General features: G+C 62.2%; 16 protein-coding genes and 1 tRNA gene. 10 read left to right on the top strand and 7 right to left on the bottom strand.

Features of this window, described 5'->3' with window-relative positions:
* Positions 1-200 precede the first annotated feature (200 nt).
* Genes EN804_RS15650 through EN804_RS15640 form a run of 3 tightly spaced genes read left to right on the top strand, consistent with a single transcriptional unit; the run spans position 201 to position 5033 of the window.
* A complete protein-coding gene (locus EN804_RS15650) occupies positions 201-2150 on the top strand; it encodes a PrkA family serine protein kinase (RefSeq protein WP_127276018.1) in 1950 nt (649 codons plus the stop codon).
* Positions 2151-2169: 19 nt separating this feature from the next.
* Positions 2170-3483, top strand: coding sequence for a YeaH/YhbH family protein (locus EN804_RS15645; protein WP_135920150.1), 1314 nt, complete (start codon positions 2170-2172; stop codon positions 3481-3483).
* A gap of 8 nt (positions 3484-3491) precedes the next feature.
* Complete coding sequence (locus EN804_RS15640) at positions 3492-5033, top strand: SpoVR family protein (protein ID WP_135867567.1); 1542 nt, start codon at positions 3492-3494, stop codon at positions 5031-5033.
* A 95-nt stretch (positions 5034-5128) separates the two neighbouring features.
* Here EN804_RS15640 and EN804_RS15635 read toward each other — a convergent pair whose 3' ends face one another.
* From EN804_RS15635 to EN804_RS15625, 3 genes are read right to left on the bottom strand one after another with little or no spacing between them, the layout of a single operon-like run.
* Positions 5129-6019: an HlyC/CorC family transporter gene (locus EN804_RS15635; RefSeq protein WP_127276021.1), complete on the bottom strand. Its 891-nt coding sequence runs from the start codon at positions 6017-6019 to the stop codon at positions 5129-5131.
* A 1-nt stretch (position 6020) separates the two neighbouring features.
* On the bottom strand, positions 6021-7157 hold the full coding sequence (gene aroB / locus EN804_RS15630; protein ID WP_135920148.1) for a 3-dehydroquinate synthase: 1137 nt from the start codon (positions 7155-7157) through the stop codon (positions 6021-6023).
* Positions 7154-7765 (bottom strand): shikimate kinase, encoded by a 612-nt coding sequence (locus EN804_RS15625; protein WP_127280196.1) that lies wholly within the window; start codon positions 7763-7765, stop codon positions 7154-7156. The genes aroB and EN804_RS15625 overlap by 4 nt, the downstream gene beginning before the upstream one ends.
* A gap of 211 nt (positions 7766-7976) precedes the next feature.
* Between EN804_RS15625 and EN804_RS15620 the strand changes: the two genes are divergently transcribed.
* From EN804_RS15620 to EN804_RS15600, 5 genes are all read left to right on the top strand, one after another.
* A complete protein-coding gene (locus tag EN804_RS15620) occupies positions 7977-8129 on the top strand; it encodes a histidine kinase (protein ID WP_127280197.1) in 153 nt (50 codons plus the stop codon).
* 33 nt (positions 8130-8162) lie between these two features.
* Positions 8163-9080 carry a site-specific tyrosine recombinase XerD gene (locus tag EN804_RS15615; RefSeq protein ID WP_127872195.1) on the top strand — a complete coding sequence of 306 codons (918 nt, stop codon included), beginning with the start codon at positions 8163-8165 and terminating at the stop codon, positions 9078-9080.
* Positions 9081-9178: 98 nt separating this feature from the next.
* Positions 9179-10129: an acetyl-CoA carboxylase carboxyltransferase subunit alpha gene (locus EN804_RS15610; protein WP_127872194.1), complete on the top strand. Its 951-nt coding sequence runs from the start codon at positions 9179-9181 to the stop codon at positions 10127-10129.
* Positions 10130-10366: 237 nt separating this feature from the next.
* Complete coding sequence (locus tag EN804_RS15605) at positions 10367-11695, top strand: murein L,D-transpeptidase family protein (RefSeq protein ID WP_135920146.1); 1329 nt, start codon at positions 10367-10369, stop codon at positions 11693-11695.
* A gap of 5 nt (positions 11696-11700) precedes the next feature.
* Entirely contained in the window at positions 11701-11934 is a 234-nt protein-coding gene (locus tag EN804_RS15600; RefSeq protein ID WP_167531493.1) for a sulfurtransferase TusA family protein, read from the top strand.
* A gap of 8 nt (positions 11935-11942) precedes the next feature.
* On the opposite strand, the gene EN804_RS15595 is transcribed toward EN804_RS15600, so the two are convergent.
* Together EN804_RS15595 and EN804_RS15590 are read right to left on the bottom strand one after the other, a co-directional pair.
* The gene (locus EN804_RS15595; RefSeq protein WP_135920144.1) at positions 11943-13067 is read right to left on the bottom strand and encodes a GTP-binding protein; all 1125 of its coding nucleotides are present in this window, start codon (positions 13065-13067) and stop codon (positions 11943-11945) included.
* 4 nt (positions 13068-13071) lie between these two features.
* A complete protein-coding gene (locus EN804_RS15590; protein WP_135920142.1) occupies positions 13072-14238 on the bottom strand; it encodes a D-alanyl-D-alanine carboxypeptidase family protein in 1167 nt (388 codons plus the stop codon).
* 215 nt (positions 14239-14453) lie between these two features.
* Between EN804_RS15590 and EN804_RS15585 the strand changes: the two genes are divergently transcribed.
* A complete protein-coding gene (locus tag EN804_RS15585) occupies positions 14454-15617 on the top strand; it encodes a M20 aminoacylase family protein (protein WP_127872191.1) in 1164 nt (387 codons plus the stop codon).
* An 80-nt stretch (positions 15618-15697) separates the two neighbouring features.
* Positions 15698-15774: transfer RNA gene (locus tag EN804_RS15580), tRNA-Arg, on the top strand.
* A gap of 83 nt (positions 15775-15857) precedes the next feature.
* Here EN804_RS15580 and EN804_RS15575 read toward each other — a convergent pair.
* The gene (locus EN804_RS15575) at positions 15858-16328 is read right to left on the bottom strand and encodes a hypothetical protein (protein ID WP_245464445.1); all 471 of its coding nucleotides are present in this window, start codon (positions 16326-16328) and stop codon (positions 15858-15860) included.
* Between the two features lie 198 nt (positions 16329-16526).
* The gene (locus tag EN804_RS15570) at positions 16527-16880 is read right to left on the bottom strand and encodes a cupin domain-containing protein (RefSeq protein ID WP_127279584.1); all 354 of its coding nucleotides are present in this window, start codon (positions 16878-16880) and stop codon (positions 16527-16529) included.
* Positions 16881-16921: the final 41 nt, after the last annotated feature.

Raw genomic sequence — 16921 nt, 5'->3', positions numbered from 1 at the left:
AATCAATATCTGCCCCTTGACGACCTCGTCTGGCCATCACCACCTAAGTATTGGGTAAGCATTTCGGCCAGATGGCTGGCGTCTCGGGTTTCAATGCCAAATGCACGCGCGCTCCTAATAAAGGGAACCACCATGCGTTCCGGCAGTTGAATATGTGATGAGCCATTAGGTAGCCAGCACGGCTCTGAGGGCAAAGCACTATGCGCGACAATCAGTCCGACGTCTTCGACCTTTTTTCGGAGATTTATGCCAACGCCGCCCAGGAAGAAACCAGCCTCCAGCAGTATCTCCTTGCCTGCCGAGAGGACAAATCAATGTATGCCTCGGCGCCTGAACGGATGGTCGAGGCGATCGGCGAACCCGACCTGGTCGACACCAGCAAGGACGAACGGCTCGGCCGCATCTTTTCGAACCGCACCCTTAAAATCTATCCCTCCTTCTCCGACTTCTACGGCATGGAGGAAACGATCGAGCGTATCGCCGGCTATTTTCGCTATGCCTCCCAGGGACTCGAGGAGCGCAAGCAAATCCTCTACCTCCTCGGCCCTGTCGGCGGCGGCAAATCCTCCCTGGCCGAACGGCTGAAGAAATTGATGGAACAGCGCCCGATCTACACGCTGAAGGTCGGCAACCAGATCAGCCCGGTTTTCGAATCGCCACTTGGCCTTTTCAACCCCGATCGCATGGGCGACCTGCTGGAGGATAAATACGGCATAGCCCGACGCCGGCTGCATGGGCTCATCTCGCCATGGGCGGCCAAGCGACTCGACGAACTGTCCGGCGACATTTCCAAATTCAGCGTGGTCAAGTTGATGCCTTCCCGGCTGCGCCAGATCGGCATTGCCAAGACAGAGCCTGGCGACGAAAACAATCAGGATGTCTCGGCCCTGGTCGGCAAGGTCGACATCAGACAGCTGGAAAATTTCAGCCAATCCGACCCGGACGCCTATTCCTACAGCGGCGGACTGAACCGGACCACGCAGGGCCTGCTCGAATTCGTCGAGATGTTCAAGGCACCCATCAAGGTCCTGCATCCGTTGCTGACGGCGACCCAGGAAGGCAGCTACAACGGTACCGAGAATTTCGGCGCCTTTCCCTACCAGGGCATCATCATTGCCCATTCCAACGAATCGGAATGGCAACAGTTCAAAAACAACAAGAACAATGAGGCTTTTCTCGACCGCATCCTCGTGGTCAAGGTACCGTATTGCCTGCGGATCACCGAAGAGCGGCAGATCTATGAAAAGCTGCTGCGCGAGAGCGACCTGGCCGCAAGCCCCTGCGCACCTGAAGTGATGGACATTCTCAGCCGATTCACGGTCTCGACCCGCCTTGCCGAGCACGACAATTCGCCGCTCTACACCAAGATGCGCGCCTATGACGGTGAGAACCTCAAGGAAGTCGACCCCAAGGCGAAGTCGGTCCAGGAATATCGCGATGCCGCCGGCGTCGACGAAGGCATGACCGGCGTAAGCACACGCTTCGCCTTCAAGATCTTGTCCCAGACATTCAACTACGACACCAAGGAGGTGGCTGCCGATCCCGTGCACCTGATGTACATCCTGGAAGAGGCGATCAAGCGCGAGCAGTTTCCAAAGGAAACGGAAGGCGCCTATCTCGACTTCATCAAGTCGGAACTGGCAACGCGCTATGCCGAGTTCATCGGCCACGAGATTCAGAAAGCCTATCTGGAATCATACAGCGAATATGGCCAGAACCTCTTCGACCGCTACATCGCCTATGCCGATGCCTGGATTGAGGACCAGGACTACAAGGATCCCGACACGGGCCAGATTCTCAATCGCGAGGTATTGGACAAGGAATTGTCGCAGGTCGAGAAACCGGCCGGCATCGCCAATCCCAAGGACTTCCGCAATGAAGTGGTCAAATTCACGCTGCGTGCCCGGGCGCGAAACCACGGCCGCAACCCGTCCTGGACAGGTTATGAGAAACTTCGCGAGGTCATCGAGAAGCGGATGTTCGGCCAGGTCGAAGACCTCTTGCCGGTGATCAGTTTCGGCTCCAAGCAGGACAGCGTCACGGAAAAGCGGCACAATGAATTCGTGCAGCGCATGGTGGAACGCGGCTACACCGAGCGGCAGGTGCGCCGGCTTGTCGACTGGTACATGCGGGTGAACAAGGCGGGTTAAGAGAGGCCCGAATGGTTCCATGCCTATTTTCATCGACCGCCGCCTGAATCCGAAGGACAAGAGCCTGGGCAATCGCCAGCGGTTCCTCAGGCGCGCTCGGGAAGAACTCAAGCGAAGCCTACGCGATCAGATCCGCATCGGCAGGATCGCCGACGTGGATGCCGAGCACGCAGTGCCCATGCCCGACAGAGGCACGGGCGAGCCGACCTTCAACAACGCCAGGAACAGCGGCAGGCGCCAGTACATCCTGCCGGGCAACAGGCATTTCTCTCCTGGAGATCTGATCCCCAAGCCCGGCCAGGGCGGCGGCGCCGGGGCGTCGTCCCCGGGAGACACCGTGTCTGAAGACGACTTTCGTTTTGTGCTGTCACGCGAAGAGGTGCTCGATCTTTTTTTCGAGGATCTCGAACTCCCGGATATGGTCAAGCTCAACCTCAAGGAAATCCTTGCCTTCAAGCCGCGCCGGGCTGGCTTCGCCGCTACCGGTTCACCCACCAACATCAATGTTGGGCGCACGATGCGTAACAGTCACGGACGGCGTATTGCGCTGAGGCGCCCCAAGCAGGGCGAGTTGGACGCGATCCTCGAGGAAATCGCCATGCTCGAGTTGATGCGATCCAGCGCGGCGACGCGCCGGCACATTGCGACATTGCGCGAGGAGCTTGACCGGTTGGAGCGGCGGCGCAGGCGAATTGCCTATGTCGATCCCGTCGACATTCGATTCAACCGCTTCGACCCCCAGCCCGTGCCGAACGCCAACGCCGTCATGTTCTGTCTGATGGATGTGTCCGGGTCCATGGGTGAGCGCGAAAAGGATTTGGCCAAACGCTTCTTCGTGCTGCTGCACCTGTTTTTGAAACGGCGCTATGACCGGATCGAAATCGTCTTCATCCGCCATACCCACGAGGCGCAGGAGGTTGACGAGGAGACATTCTTCAACTGCACGCAAAGCGGCGGTACCGTCGTTTCCACCGCGCTCGAGGAAATGCATCGCATCATCGAGCAGCGATATCCGGCCAGCCAGTGGAACATCTATGCCGCCCAGGCCTCGGACGGAGACAATTCCATCACCGATTCCGAGCGCTGCATAGCCCTGCTCGACGGCAAGCTCATGCGGCTGTGCCAGTATTTTGCCTATGTCGAGATCATCGACGAGCGCGAAGCCCATATATTCGGCACGACCGAGAACGGGACATCGCTATGGCGTGCCTATAGCGCGATCGACCTGAAATGGCCGAACTTCCAGATGAGCCGCATCGCCACGCCCGCCGATATCTACCCGGTCTTTCGCCAGCTCTTCGGCAGACAGCCGACTCTCCTCAAGAGAGCGTGAGGGAGCTGATGGCCACACAAGCCGCTAATTCCGAACTGCTTTTTTCCGGATCCGACTGGGATTTTACGAAATTGTCGCGGGTCTATGATGCGATCGAGGCGATCGCTGTCGAAGAGCTCCATCTCGATATCTATCCCGTGCAGATGGAGATCATCTCCTCCCAGCAGATGCTCGACGCCTACTCGTCAGTCGGTATGCCGCTGATGTACCGACATTGGTCTTTCGGCAAACACTTCCTCCACCAGGATCTGCTCTATCGCAAAGGCGGGCGCGGACTTGCCTATGAACTGGTCATCAATTCCAATCCCTGCATCGTCTATCTGATGGAGGAGAACACCATGGCCCTGCAGGCCTTGGTGACGGCTCACGCCGCGCTCGGGCACAACCATTTCTTCAAGAATAACCATCTGTTCAAGCAGTGGACGGACGCTGGAGCGATCCTCGGCTACCTGGACTTCGCCAAGAGCTACATTGTCCGTTGCGAGGAGCGGCACGGCCTCGCTGCCGTCGAGGCCGTTCTCGATTCCGCCCACGCGCTGATGGAACAGGGCGTGTTCCGCTATCAGCGGCCGCCGAAGCTGTCGTCGGAGCGACTGCGCGAAGGGCTTCGCGAGCGTCTCGAATACGAAGAGCGCTCCTATAACGATCTGTGGCGCACACTGCCGCATTCGCAGCAAAGGGCCGACGTCAAGGTCCAAGACCCGGAGTGGAAGAAATCGCTCAACCTGCCCGAAGAAAACCTCCTTTATTTCCTGGAAAAGAACAGTCCGGTCCTGGAGCCCTGGCAGCGCGAGATCATCAGGATCGTTCGCGTCATAGCGCAATATTTTTATCCGCAACGGCAAACACAGGTGATGAACGAGGGCTGCGCCACCTTCGTGCACTACACCGTGATGAACACGCTGTTCGACCGCGGCCGGATCAGCGAGGGCGCCATGCTCGAAATCCTGCGCAATCATTCCAACGTGGTCTTCCAGCCGGCGTTCGATGATCCGCGTTTTTCGGGCATCAATCCATACGCTCTCGGCCTCGACATGATGCAGGACATCAGGCGCATTTCGACCAAGCCGACGGCCGAGGACCGAGACTGGTTTCCCGACATCGCCGGCCACGGCAACTGGCGCGAGGTCCTCCTCGACGCCTGGGCAGACCACCGCGACGAGTCCTTTATCCGCCAGTACCTCAGCCCGGCCTTGATCCGGAAATGGCGGTTTTTTGTGCTCGGCGACGCTGCCGACCAGCCGCATTGTGAGGTCGCCTCGATCCACAACGAGCGCGGCTATGAAAAGATACGCGCCGCGCTCGCTCACAACTACGACGTCGGCGCGAACCGACCGGACATCCAGGTGGTGGATGTCGATCTGCTCGGCGATCGGCATTTGCGACTGCAGCACAAGGTGAAACAGGGCATCCTTCTTGAGGACACCAGCCGCGACGCCACGCTTCGTCACATCCGGAGGCTTTGGGGCTATGAGGTCAGCCTGGCCGCCGTCGACGCTGAGACGGGCCTGACGGTCCATGAACGGTCGACGAGCCAGATCGCGGAATGAGGCTTGGTTGTTGCACCGATGCCGTGGCTCAGGCCCGGCGCATATCGATCAAAAAGTGCGCAGCGGCCTTGGGGCAACTAGCATAAAGACAGGCTTCAGGCGTCGCCGGCCGGCCGGATCCTGACCCTGGCAATGCGGTTCTTGTCGCGCTTCATCACGACGAAGCGCTTGCCGTGGAACGTAAAAGCCTGCTTCTCCTCGGGGATCGATTGCGCCTCGTGGATGACGAGGCCGGCAATGGTGGTCGCCTCCTCGTCGGGCAGGTTCCAGTCGAGCGCCCGGTTGAGGTCGCGGATCGGCACCGTGCCATCGACCACGATGGAGCCGTCTGCCTCCTGCTTGACGCCCTGGATGTCGACATCGTGCTCGTCAGCGATCTCGCCGACGATCTCCTCGATGATGTCCTCCAGCGTCACCAGCCCCTCGACCTCGCCATATTCGTCGACGACGACGGCGAAATGCGCCTTGCGGCGCAGGAAGGCGTTGAGCTGTTCCTGCAAGGTCGTGGTGTCGGGCACGAACCAGGGTTTTGAGGCGATCTTCATCACGTCGATTTGCGAGAAATCGTTGCCGACTTCGTTCAGCGCGCGCAGCAGATCCTTGGCGTGCAGCACGCCGACGATGTTGTCGAGCGAGCCTTTCCAGAGCGGCATGCGGGTGTGCGGGCTCTGCAGGATCTCGCGCACCACTGCCTCCGGCGCATTGTCGGCGTTGACCGAGCGCATATTCGTGCGGTGGACCATGACGTCGGAAACTTCGAGCTCTTCGAGGTCGAACAGGCCGCCGATGCGGTCGCGGTCCTCGCGCACCACCTGCCCGTCACGGCGGAAATCGTCGACCGCGCCGCGCAATTCGTCCTGGCTCGAGCGCTGCGGCTCGATGCGCGACAGTTCATAGCCGAACATGGCGAGGAGACGCTTGCGCACGGCAACGACCAGCAGGACGATGATGGCAAGGACGGCGACGACGATCCAGCCATTGTCCATCTCAGCCGGCTTTCCGGCTGGCTGGATGGCTTTCCCTGAGGAACGACAGCACTTCCGAGGCCGGTACATCCTTGGCGATGAAGGCCTGGCCGATGCCGCGCGTCAGAATGAAGGTCAGCGCGCCGCGCGACACCTTCTTGTCCTGCGTGATGAATGAAAGCAGGGTATCCGCATCGGGCAAATGGCCCGGGATATCGGCCATCCGCCACGGCAGCCCGACGGCACGCAGATGCGCCTCGACGCGGGCCGCATCGTCGGGGCTGGCGAGATTGAGCCGCGACGAGAACCGGTGCGCCAGCGCCATGCCGATGGCGACCCCCTCGCCATGGACAAGCCGAGCGCCGTCATACTGCGTGGCGGCTTCGAGCGCGTGTCCGAAGGTGTGGCCGAGATTGAGCAGGGCGCGGTCGCCCGTTTCGAACTCGTCGCGGGCAACGACGTCGGCCTTGGCGCGGCAGGCCTCGGCAATGGCCTCGGCCCGCTCCGGTCCGCCGGCGAACACCTTTTCCCAGTTCGCTTCCAGCCAGGCGAAGAATTCCGGCCGGTCGATCAGCCCGTATTTGGCGAGCTCGGCATAGCCGGCGCGAAATTCCCGGATCGGCAGCGTGTCGAGCACTTCGGTGTCGGCCAGCACCAGCCTGGGCTGGAGGAAGACGCCGACGAGGTTCTTGCCGCGCGGGCTGTTGATGCCGGTCTTGCCGCCGACCGAGGAATCGACCTGCGCCAGCAGCGAGGTCGGAACCTGCACGAAATTCATGCCGCGCCGCACGATGCCGGCGGCAAAACCGGTGAGATCGCCTATGACGCCGCCGCCAAGCGCGATGACGACGTCGCCGCGCTCCAGCCTGGCGGCCAGGACGCCATCGACCACCTCTTCGAGATGGGCAAAGCTCTTGGTCTTCTCGCCGGGCGGCATCGTGATGACGGTGGGCTGGATGCCACCCTTCTCGAGCCCGGCCTTCAGCGTATCGAGATGCGCCGCGGCGACGTTCTCGTCGGTTACGACGGCGGCGCGTGTGCCCGGCAGCCGGCGCGAAATCTCAGCACCGGCGCGCGACAGCAGGCCGGCGCCGATCAATATGTCGTAGGCCCGGTCACCGAGACCGACTTCGACGATGACAGGGTGATCCGCGCTCATGATTCGACCTCGCCCGTCGCTTCTATCGTATCGATGCCGAAATGCCGGCAAAGCGCCTCAAGCACCTCGGCGGCGATGATCTCCTTGCGGTCGTCGCGGGTCGGCACGGTGACGTCGGAAGTGGCATAGACCGGATAGCGTTCCCCCATCAGCCGCTCCAGCACGGCGCGGGGATCGGCGCTTTTCAAAAGCGGCCGGTTCTGCTTCTTGGAAACGCGGTCCATCAGAAGGTCGAGCTCGGCCTTCAGCCACACCGAGACCCCGTGCGCGGCGATGGCCTCGCGCGTCTGCGCGTTCATGAAGGCGCCGCCGCCGGTCGACAGAACCTGCGGGCCGTTTTCAAGCACGCGCAGGATGACACGCTGCTCCAGGGCCCTGAACTCGGTTTCGCCATAGCGCTCGAACAGCTCCGGAACGGTCATCCGCGACACGCTCTCGATCTCCTGGTCGCTGTCGATGAAGGGCAGCGAAAGCATCGTCGACACCTTGCGGCCGATCGCCGTCTTGCCGGCGCCCATCAGGCCGACAAAGACAATGGACCGACCGCCCAGCCTGCCAAGCAGCGCGGCATGGGTCTCGCCTGGAGGATTTGCCTGTAGCGCGTTCATCAGCTGTTTCTTGGGCCCTCTTTGCCGGCGTATCGACATGAAAAGCCGGTTTGCGTCAAGCGTGCCGAGTGCCGTGGGCTCGATATGGACAGAGGGACGCTCGCATCAGAAGTTGCCAACACGCCCCCGCTTCCTCCTTGAATTGGTCGGATTGGCGTCCCATAAGGGCACAGGGTTTGGAAACGCAGAACAAAAAGACGGGCGAGAATTGATGCCGACACTGTTTCGCTTTGTCGTGACCCTCGCGATTCTGGCCGGCATTGCCTATGGTACGATGTTCGCGCTGGTGATGTTCGTCGAGCCGAAAAGAGCGGAAATGAGCGTGCGTATTCCGCCCGAAAAGCTCAATCCCAAGAAAAACTGAACAGCAAAACTGTCTCGGAACCGCCTCAAGGAAATGAACAGCGCCGCCCGTATCGAGGCCTTCCTGGAAATGATGAGCGCCGAGCGGGGAGCGGCCGAGAACACGCTTTCCTCCTATCGCCGCGATCTGGAGGATGCTTCCGACGGGATCGACGGCGGACTTGCCCGCGCAGGTGCCGCCGACATCCGCGCCTATCTCGACGACATCGCCGGGCGCGGCTTCGCGCCGACGTCGCAGGCGCGCAAACTGTCGGCAATCCGCCAGTTCTTCAAGTTCCTTTATGCCGAAGGCCTGCGCGCCGACGACCCGACCGGCACGCTGGACAGCCCTAAGAAGGGTCGGCCACTGCCCAAGACGATGAGCGAGGCCGAAACCGGCCGGCTGATCGACCGCGCCGCGCACGAAGCCGGCGATGCCGGGCTCGGTCATGCCGACAGGTTGGCGGCCTTGCGCCTGCATGCGCTGGTCGAAGTGCTCTACGCCACGGGTCTGCGCGTTTCCGAGCTGGTCGGCCTGCCGGTGACGGTGGCGCAGCGCGACGACCGTTTCTTCATGGTGCGCGGCAAGGGCGACAAGGAACGCATGGTGCCGCTGTCGGCCAAGGCGCGCTCGGCGATGCGGAGCTGGCTTGACGCCCGGGCCAAGGTGCCTGCCTTCGGCGACAGCCCGTTCCTGTTTCCGGCGGCATCGGACAGCGGCTATCTCTCGCGCCAGGTCTTTGCCCGTGACCTGAAAGGGCTGGCGGCGCGCGCCGGCATCGCCTCGGCGAAAATATCGCCGCATGTGCTGCGCCATGCTTTCGCCAGCCATCTCCTGCAGAACGGCGCCGATCTCAGGGCCGTGCAGCAACTGCTTGGCCACGCCGACATATCGACGACACAGATTTACACCCACGTGCTTGAGGAGCGGCTGGTGCGGCTGGTCAACGATCATCATCCGCTTGCCGACTAGGCCTCATATCGCTATGTGAGGACGACATTTCACCGCCCGGAGCCTTGGTTTCAACGGTTCCGCAGTCCTTGCCTTCCGACGCATCGGTCCGCTCAAGCATGTACAATTACCTCGATTTCGAAAAGCCGGTGCAGGATCTTGAGCTCAAGATCCTCGAGCTCAAGAAGCTTGCCGAGAACGGCGAGGCGGTCGATGTCGCCGACGAGATCACCAGGCTCGAGAAGCGTTCGCGCGACGCGCTGCGCGAACTCTACAAGGCACTGACGCCATGGCAGAAGGTTCAGGTGGCGCGCCATTCCGACAGGCCGCACTGCGTCGACTACATCAAGGGTCTGTTCAGCGACTTCACGCCGCTCGCCGGCGACCGCAATTTCGGCGAGGACCAGGCGATCGTCGGCGGCTTTGCCCGTTTCCGCGGCGAACCTGTCGCCATCCTCGGCCAGGAAAAGGGCTCGGACACGGCGAGCCGGCTGAAGCACAATTTCGGCTCGGTGCGTCCTGAAGGGTATCGCAAGGCGGTGCGGCTGATGGAACTTGCCGACCGCTTCAAGATTCCACTGCTGACGCTGGTCGACACGGCCGGCGCCTATCCCGGCGTCGGCGCCGAGGAGCGCGGCCAGGCCGAAGCCATCGCCCGCTCGACCTCGGCCTGCCTTGGCCTGAAAGTGCCGTCGATCTCGGTCGTCATCGGCGAAGGCGGTTCGGGCGGCGCCATCGCGATCGCCACCGCCAACCGCGTCTACATGCTCGAACACGCCATCTATTCGGTGATTTCGCCCGAGGGTGCCGCCTCCATCCTGTGGCGCGACACGACGCGCTCCAAGGACGCGGCGACCAACATGAAGATCACCGCGCAGGATCTTCTCGAACTGAAGATCATCGACGCCATCATCCCCGAGCCGATGGGCGGCGCCCAGCGCGCGCCCGAAACGGTGATAGCCGCGACCGGCGACCTCATCGCCAAGACGATGAAGGAATTCGCCGGCGCCAACACCGATTTCCGTGAACAGCGCCGCGAGAAATACCTGGCGATGGGCCGCAGCCTCTGACCGTCTGACGGCACAATGGGACCATCGAAGCCCCGTGCCCACGGCAATGTGGCGGCAATGAGCGCTTTCGCCACAAAAATGCCGCCGGATTCGGTTCAATGAAATTGCCGTGAGGGGTTTGTCGAAGCTTGCGGTAAGGAATTTTCAAGGTTAACGGGCTTACGGTCCGTCGGTGTTCAGCATACGGGTCCAGCCGCTTTGAGGCCATGGACCGAGGAAAAAGACATAGCCGTATCCATGTTTGCCAAGTTTGCCCGCACCGGAGTCCTCATTGCCTCGATAGTCGTTGCCGGCTGCAATGATTCGTCGATGAAGGATTTTGCCCCGGAAGCCAACAAGCCGCTGCCCGACAAGATCCTGGCCGACATGAAGGCCAAGGGCATGATCCGCACCTCCTCGGTGATGGCCCGTATCTTCAAGGAAGAAGGCAAGCTCGAAATCTGGAAGGCCAAGACCAATGGCCGCTACGACATGGTGGCGAGCTACGATATCTGCAAATGGTCGGGCAAGCTCGGGCCGAAATACACCGAGGGCGACCGCCAGGCGCCGGAAGGTTTCTATACGGTTCGGCCATCGCAGATGAACCCGCGCTCGAACTACCATCTGTCCTTCAACATCGGCTTCCCCAACGCCTATGACCGCGCCAATGGCCGCACCGGCCAGAACCTGATGGTGCATGGCGCCTGCTCGTCGTCGGGCTGCTATTCGATGACCGACGCACAGATCGAGCAGATCTATGCCTTCGGCCGCGACGCCTTTCAGGGTGGCCAGACCGAGTTCCAGATCCAGGCTTTTCCGTTCCGCATGACCGCGGCCAACATGGCGCGCTACCGCAACGATCCGAACTATGAGTTCTGGAAGATGCTGAAGGTCGGCTACGACAATTTCGAAGTCACCAAGGTGCCGCCGAAGGTCGACGTCTGCGAGAAGCGCTACGTCTTCAACCAGGTTGCCGCCGACGGCCAGACCTTCGATCCGACCGGCGCCTGCCCGGCGACCACGCAGCCGGATTCCTTGAAGAGCGCCTACAACGCCTATCAGAGCACTTACGATGCAGCGTTCAACGGCGCGCTCAAGGCTAGCGTGCCGCCGCCGAAGCCAACCATTGCCGGCATCAAGGAAGCCAGCATCGTCTCCGACTGGTCGAAGCGCCGGGCGCGCGGCGAACGCGTGCCGATCGACCCGCCATCGCTCAACACCGACGGTTCGGTGACCGAGACGGCGCGCATGGGCCGCATCGATTCGCCCGCCGGCCGCAAGATGGCGGCGCTCGACGCGGAAAAAGCGGCCAAGAAGAAGGCCGAGGAGCAGAGGCTGGCAGCCATTGAGGCCGCCAAACAGGCCAAGGAAGCCGCCAAGGCGCAGGCGTTGGCAGAAAAGGAAGCCGCCAAGGCGCAAGCCGTGGCTGCAAAGGAAGCGGCCAGGGCCGCCAAGGAAGCTCCCGTCGCCACTGCGACCATTGCTGCTCCGACGGAAGCCCAGCCGGCCGAAACGCAGGCCGCCAGCGCGGACGAGAGCCGGGTGACGAAGCTGAAGAACAAGCTGCTCGGCATGTTCGGCGGCTGATCGCCGTGGCCAGCGACACCGTCTATGATCTGAAGGGGCTGAACTGCCCTCTGCCCGTGCTGAAGGCGAAGAAGCGGCTGGCCGGCATGCAGCCGGGCAGCCGGCTCTGGCTGGAAACCACCGACCCGCTGGCCGTCATAGACATCCCCGCCTTCTGCTCGGATGCCGGCCACCAGCTGATTGAAACAGCGTCGGTTTCAGGCGGCCATCGCTTTCTGGTCGAGCGCGGCGAGCAATAATCGAAAAATTACAGTCCGGCGATCGCCAACGGGTTATTTTCCAGCGCCGCGCGGTCGGGCGTGTCGACCGACGGCCGGTTGGTGAAGGCGGCGAACAGCCGGCGCACATAGTCTTCCGGCATGTCGAGCGTGATCAGAACCAGCCGCGTGCCACGCTGGCTGTCCGGCCAGGATGGCAACCGCACCGGCGGATGCAGGATCTTCTGCACGCCATGCACGACCAAAGGCCGCGACGGGTCTTCCTTGAGTTCGATGACGCCCTTCATGCGCAGCAGGTGCTCGCCATGTGTCGAGCGCAGCAAATCAAGGAACATCTCTATGGCCGAGAACGGCACCGGCCCCTCATGGACCAGCGAATAGGAGCGTACGCGCTGGTCGTGCCGATGGCCGTGATCATGACCGTGCCCACGATCATGGTCTGCATGGTCATGCTCGCCATGGTGATGATCGTGATCGTGCGCCGCTTCGTCGCCGAGCCAGCGCCGCACGTCGGCGGACTTGGTCGCCGGATTGTAGAGGCCGCAGTCGAACAGCGCCGCCACGCCGGTCTTCGTCTCCCCGACATCGAGCAGTTGAGCTCCGGGATTGATCTGCCGCAAGCGTGCCCGCAGCGTTTCGAGGTCGCTGGGATCAGCGACCAGATCGGCCTTGGAGAGCACGATACGGTCGGCCACCGCAACCTGCTTGACCGCCTCGACATGCGCATCGAGTGTCGCATCCCCGTTGACCGCATCGACCAGGGTGATGACGCCGTCGAGCCGGAAGGCCTGGACCAGCGCCGGATGGGCCATGATGGACTGCAGCACCGGCGCCGGGTCGGCCAGTCCCGTGGTCTCGACGATGACGCGGGCAAGCCGGGCGATACGGCCGGTCTGCAGCCGGTCGACTAGGTCGGCCAGCGTGTCGACAAGTTCGCCGCGCACCGTGCAGCACAGGCAGCCGTCGGAAAGCTGGATGATGCCGTCGGAGGCCTGCTCGACCAGCAGGTGGTCGATCGCCACCTCGCCATACTCGTTGATGATGACCGCGGTGTCGGCCAGCGCCGGATCCTTCAGGAGCCGGTTGAGCAATGTCGTCTTGCCGGCGCCGAGAAAGCCGGTCAGCACCGAGACAGGGATCGGGAAACCGCTCATCGGGTTAATTCGCGCCTTTGGACGGCTGGTCGCCTTGCGCGGCGGCACCCACGACTTTCGGGCCGGTGGCGGCCGGTACCGGCTTGTCGGGCCGCCAGGCCGGAATCGGCACGTCGGCATATTCCTGCGCGCCCTGGTCGAGCATCGCTTTCGGCGCCGGGCCGGTGGCGCCGCCGAGGCCAACGGCAACCAGTGTCGGCACATGGTCGAGCTTCTCCTGATAGGGCGATTTCGGCACGTCCTTAGCGGCGACGGCTGGCGGCGCCTCGGACTGCTCCGCCTTCGTCTTCTTCTTGCAGACCTCGTCATGCATATCGTTGGGCGAGATCAGATCGCCGTAGGGAGCGAGCGTGGTGACGGTGGTCGACCCGGCGGCAGGCGCGTCAAAGCCTTGATCGAGCAGTTTGGCCGCGGTTTCGGCACGGCTGATCGCCGACTTCTCGCCAAGCACCACCGCCACCAGCGTACGCCCGTTGCGGGTCGCCGAACCGATCATGTTGAAGCCGGACGGGCAGACAAAGCCGGTCTTCATGCCGTCGGCGCCGGGATAGCGGCCGATCAGGAGATTGTAGTTGGAAATGGCCTTCTTGCCGACCGCGAGCCCCTCGATCGAGAACCACGGCGCATATTGCGGAAACTCGCGGCGGATCGCCATCACCAGGATCGAGAGATCGCGCGCCGTCGTATACTGGTCGGGCGAGTAAAGCCCGTTCGGGTTGACGAAATGGGTGCCGTTCATGCCGAGCCGGGCCGCCTCGGCGTTCATCCTTTCGGCAAAGGCTGCCTGCGAGCCGCCGACATTCTCGCCGACCGCCATGGCGATGTCATTGGCCGATTTGACCAGCATCATCTTCAGCGCATTGTCGAGCCGCATCACCGAGCCGGGCTTGAAACCCATCTTGCTCGGCGGTTCGCCGGCGGAATGTTTGGTCACCTTGATCGGCGAATCGAGCTGGACTTCCCCGGCCGCGATCGCCCTGAAGGTCACATAGGCGGTCATCAGCTTGCTGAGCGAGGCTGGATACCAGCGCTTGAACGCATCCTGATGCTGCAGGATCTGGCCGCTCTTGAGGTCGAAGACCACCACCGGATTGGCCAGCGCCGGCCCAGCCAGGACCGACAGCATGATTGCGCCAGCCGGGAATAGTTTGAGGAAATGCCTGTGCCGCATGATCGAATCCGAAATCGCCTCTTGCCCTGATTGCCCCTGGCTCCGTAAGATTTCGTTACGTGACCGCCAGCATAAGGATCCGACCCTCAAAAACCGGACCGCATTATTGCGGTGCTATTTACCCTATGTGACGCCAACATGGCAAAGCGCCTGACAATCACAATTCCAAAACATCGGGCTGAAGCCGGCTGCACCAACAACGAAATGGAACCATCATGCCAATCCTGAACCGCGCCGCCGAAATGCAGGACGAAGTCGCTGGCTGGCGACAGCATCTGCACCAGACGCCAGAACTGAACTTCGATGTCTTCAAGACGGCGGCCTTCGTCACCGAAAAGCTGAAAGAGTTTGGCTGCGACGATGTGGTGACCGGCCTCGGCAAGACGGGCGTCGTCGGCATCATCCGCGGCCGTCAGGGGGAAGGCCCCACAATCGGGTTGCGCGCCGACATGGACGCCCTGCCGCTCAAGGAGATCACCGGCAAGCCCTACGCGTCGACCGTTCCGGGCAAGATGCATGCCTGCGGCCATGACGGCCACACCGCGATGCTGCTCGGCGCGGCGAAATATCTCGCCGAGACGCGCAATTTCACGGGCTCCGTGGCGGTCATCTTCCAGCCGGCGGAAGAAGGCGGTGGCGGCGGCAACGAGATGGTCAAGGACGGCATGATGGAGCGCTTCGATATCGCCAAAGTGTTCGGCATGCACAATATGCCCGGCCTGCCGGTCGGCCAGTTCGCCATCCGTCCAGGCCCGATCATGGCGGCGACCGCCGAATTCACCATCACCGTGAAAGGCCGGGGCGGCCATGCGGCGATGCCGCACGGCACGATCGACCCGATCGTCATCACCAGCCAGCTGGTCGGCGCCTTGCAGACGATCGCCTCGCGCAGCACCGATCCAGTCGAGGCCGTGGTGGTGTCGGTGACCAAGTTCCACGCGGGCGACGCCTACAACATCATCCCGGAATCGGCCGAGATCGCCGGCACGGTGCGCACGCTGAAGAAGGAGGTGGCCAAGAAATCGGAAGAGCGTATCCGCGCGATCTGCGCGGGGCTGGCCACCGCCTATGGCGCGACGATCGAGGTCGACTACGACGCGAATTACCCGGTGACGTTCAACCATGCGGATGAGACGGTGTTCGCCAGCGACGTGGCCGCCGACGTGGCCGGCGATGCCCAGGTGCACCGCGCGATCCAGCCGGTGATGGGCGGCGAGGACTTCTCCTATATGCTGGAAGCCCGGCCCGGAGCCTTCATCTTCATCGGCAATGGCGAGACCGCCGGTCTCCACAACCCGGCCTATGACTTCAACGACGAAGCCATCCCGCACGGCATGAGCTATTGGGTAAAACTGGCGGAGACGGCGCTAGCCGCCTGATGCATGTAAAGCGCCGGCCGAATTGCCTTCGGCCGGCCTCTTGGCGAAACGGTCCGAAGCGGCTATGTGTCGGGCCGCGTGGTCCCGTAGCTCAGTAGGATAGAGCGGCAGATTCCTAATCTGTAGGTCACAGGTTCGATTCCTGTCGGGATCACCAACGAAATCAGAGGGTTGGAATTGATTTTCGCGGTGACCACGTCGCACCGTGTTGCAAACAACCCTCATTGATTGTCAACGACTTCAACCAGTTGCGGCAGGTCCGGGCGACAAGAACGCTTCCTGGGACGGTTCCATCGGCTGGCACAGCGCATAGGCCTTCACCAGCGCTGCTTCGGCATCCCTGTGCGTTTGCCGTTTCATGATCGCCTCGGCCTTGCCGATGACGCAGTCGAAGTAAGTGTCATCGTCATCGGCAAGGGTCGTCTGCGTCATCGCCGCGCTGGCCAGCATGGTGATCGCAACGAGCGTAAGCAGGCGCACCGGCAGCCGAACCTCGGGCTGGCGTGCATCCTGGTTTGCCGCTGTTCTTTCCGGGACGGCCGGCCGACAGATCTCCCTGACGATCAGCATGAAGTAGCCGGCTTGCAGCAGGGTTGCGCTGGCGGCGGCCCATGCAAGGGCGACCCATGGCGAACCCGTCCTGAAATAGGCCGCGAGCGCGACGGACGCCGACGTTGCGGTCATTCCGATGAGAAACTGACGAAAATGCATCGTTGCCAACCGTTGGATGGGGACGGCCTTGTGGCCGCCTCGCCACAGCAGCAAATGCCGTGCCAGACGTGCTGGCCCATTACGATGCATCCGGTCATTGAACGAGGGAACAACCCGTCGAAACCAATGCCGCAAACGAAAATCCCGCCATGGCGAACCATGGCGGGATTTTTCATACGCGAATGCGATCAGGCCGGCTCAGCCGACCCGGACGACGAAATGCTTGGTCACCGGCTCGATGATCTTCCAGGTGCCCTTGAAATCGGCTTCCACTACGAAGGCGTCGCCGGGGCCCACTTCGATCGGCGTGCCCCCGTCGGGCGTGATGATGATACGGCCGGCGATCATGTGCACGAACTCATAATCGGTGTAGGTCGCATGATAGGTGCCGGGCGACGCCCGCCATGTGCCCGATATCACCTTGCCATCCGCGGTCGTGTGCTGGACGGCGGTCTGCATGGTCGGCTGGCCCTCGACCGCGATCCAGCCAGGCAGATCGCCGGCTTCCGCGTGCTCGACCGCGCCGAATTTGAGAATGGTCTTGTTCGTCATGCCGGGCTCCGTTTGCTTCATATGTTCGAGGTCGGATAGCC

It is taken from the genome of Mesorhizobium sp. M8A.F.Ca.ET.161.01.1.1, from assembly GCF_004792105.1.
Lineage (GTDB): Bacteria > Pseudomonadota > Alphaproteobacteria > Rhizobiales > Rhizobiaceae > Mesorhizobium.
Note: the sequence above shows the minus strand (reverse complement) of the source record. Positions and strands in the feature narration are given on the sequence as shown.

What these genes read in the sequence shown, in the direction of transcription:
- EN804_RS15645 (WP_135920150.1), top strand. Translation starts at nt 2,170, where the DNA reads ATGCCTATTTTCATCGACCGCCGCCTGAATCCGAAGGACAAGAGCCTG.
- EN804_RS15640 (WP_135867567.1), top strand. Translation starts at nt 3,492, where the DNA reads ATGGCCACACAAGCCGCTAATTCCGAACTGCTTTTTTCCGGATCCGAC.
- EN804_RS15615 (WP_127872195.1), top strand. Translation starts at nt 8,163, where the DNA reads ATGAACAGCGCCGCCCGTATCGAGGCCTTCCTGGAAATGATGAGCGCC.
- EN804_RS15585 (WP_127872191.1), top strand. Translation starts at nt 14,454, where the DNA reads ATGCCAATCCTGAACCGCGCCGCCGAAATGCAGGACGAAGTCGCTGGC.
- EN804_RS15575 (WP_245464445.1), bottom strand. Translation starts at nt 16,328, where the DNA reads ATGCATTTTCGTCAGTTTCTCATCGGAATGACCGCAACGTCGGCGTCC.
- EN804_RS15620 (WP_127280197.1), top strand. Translation starts at nt 7,977, where the DNA reads ATGCCGACACTGTTTCGCTTTGTCGTGACCCTCGCGATTCTGGCCGGC.
- EN804_RS15590 (WP_135920142.1), bottom strand. Translation starts at nt 14,238, where the DNA reads ATGCGGCACAGGCATTTCCTCAAACTATTCCCGGCTGGCGCAATCATG.
- EN804_RS15570 (WP_127279584.1), bottom strand. Translation starts at nt 16,880, where the DNA reads ATGACGAACAAGACCATTCTCAAATTCGGCGCGGTCGAGCACGCGGAA.
- EN804_RS15605 (WP_135920146.1), top strand. Translation starts at nt 10,367, where the DNA reads ATGTTTGCCAAGTTTGCCCGCACCGGAGTCCTCATTGCCTCGATAGTC.
- aroB (WP_135920148.1), bottom strand. Translation starts at nt 7,157, where the DNA reads ATGAGCGCGGATCACCCTGTCATCGTCGAAGTCGGTCTCGGTGACCGG.
- EN804_RS15610 (WP_127872194.1), top strand. Translation starts at nt 9,179, where the DNA reads ATGTACAATTACCTCGATTTCGAAAAGCCGGTGCAGGATCTTGAGCTC.
- EN804_RS15625 (WP_127280196.1), bottom strand. Translation starts at nt 7,765, where the DNA reads ATGAACGCGCTACAGGCAAATCCTCCAGGCGAGACCCATGCCGCGCTG.
- EN804_RS15595 (WP_135920144.1), bottom strand. Translation starts at nt 13,067, where the DNA reads ATGAGCGGTTTCCCGATCCCTGTCTCGGTGCTGACCGGCTTTCTCGGC.
- EN804_RS15635 (WP_127276021.1), bottom strand. Translation starts at nt 6,019, where the DNA reads ATGGACAATGGCTGGATCGTCGTCGCCGTCCTTGCCATCATCGTCCTG.
- EN804_RS15650 (WP_127276018.1), top strand. Translation starts at nt 201, where the DNA reads ATGCGCGACAATCAGTCCGACGTCTTCGACCTTTTTTCGGAGATTTAT.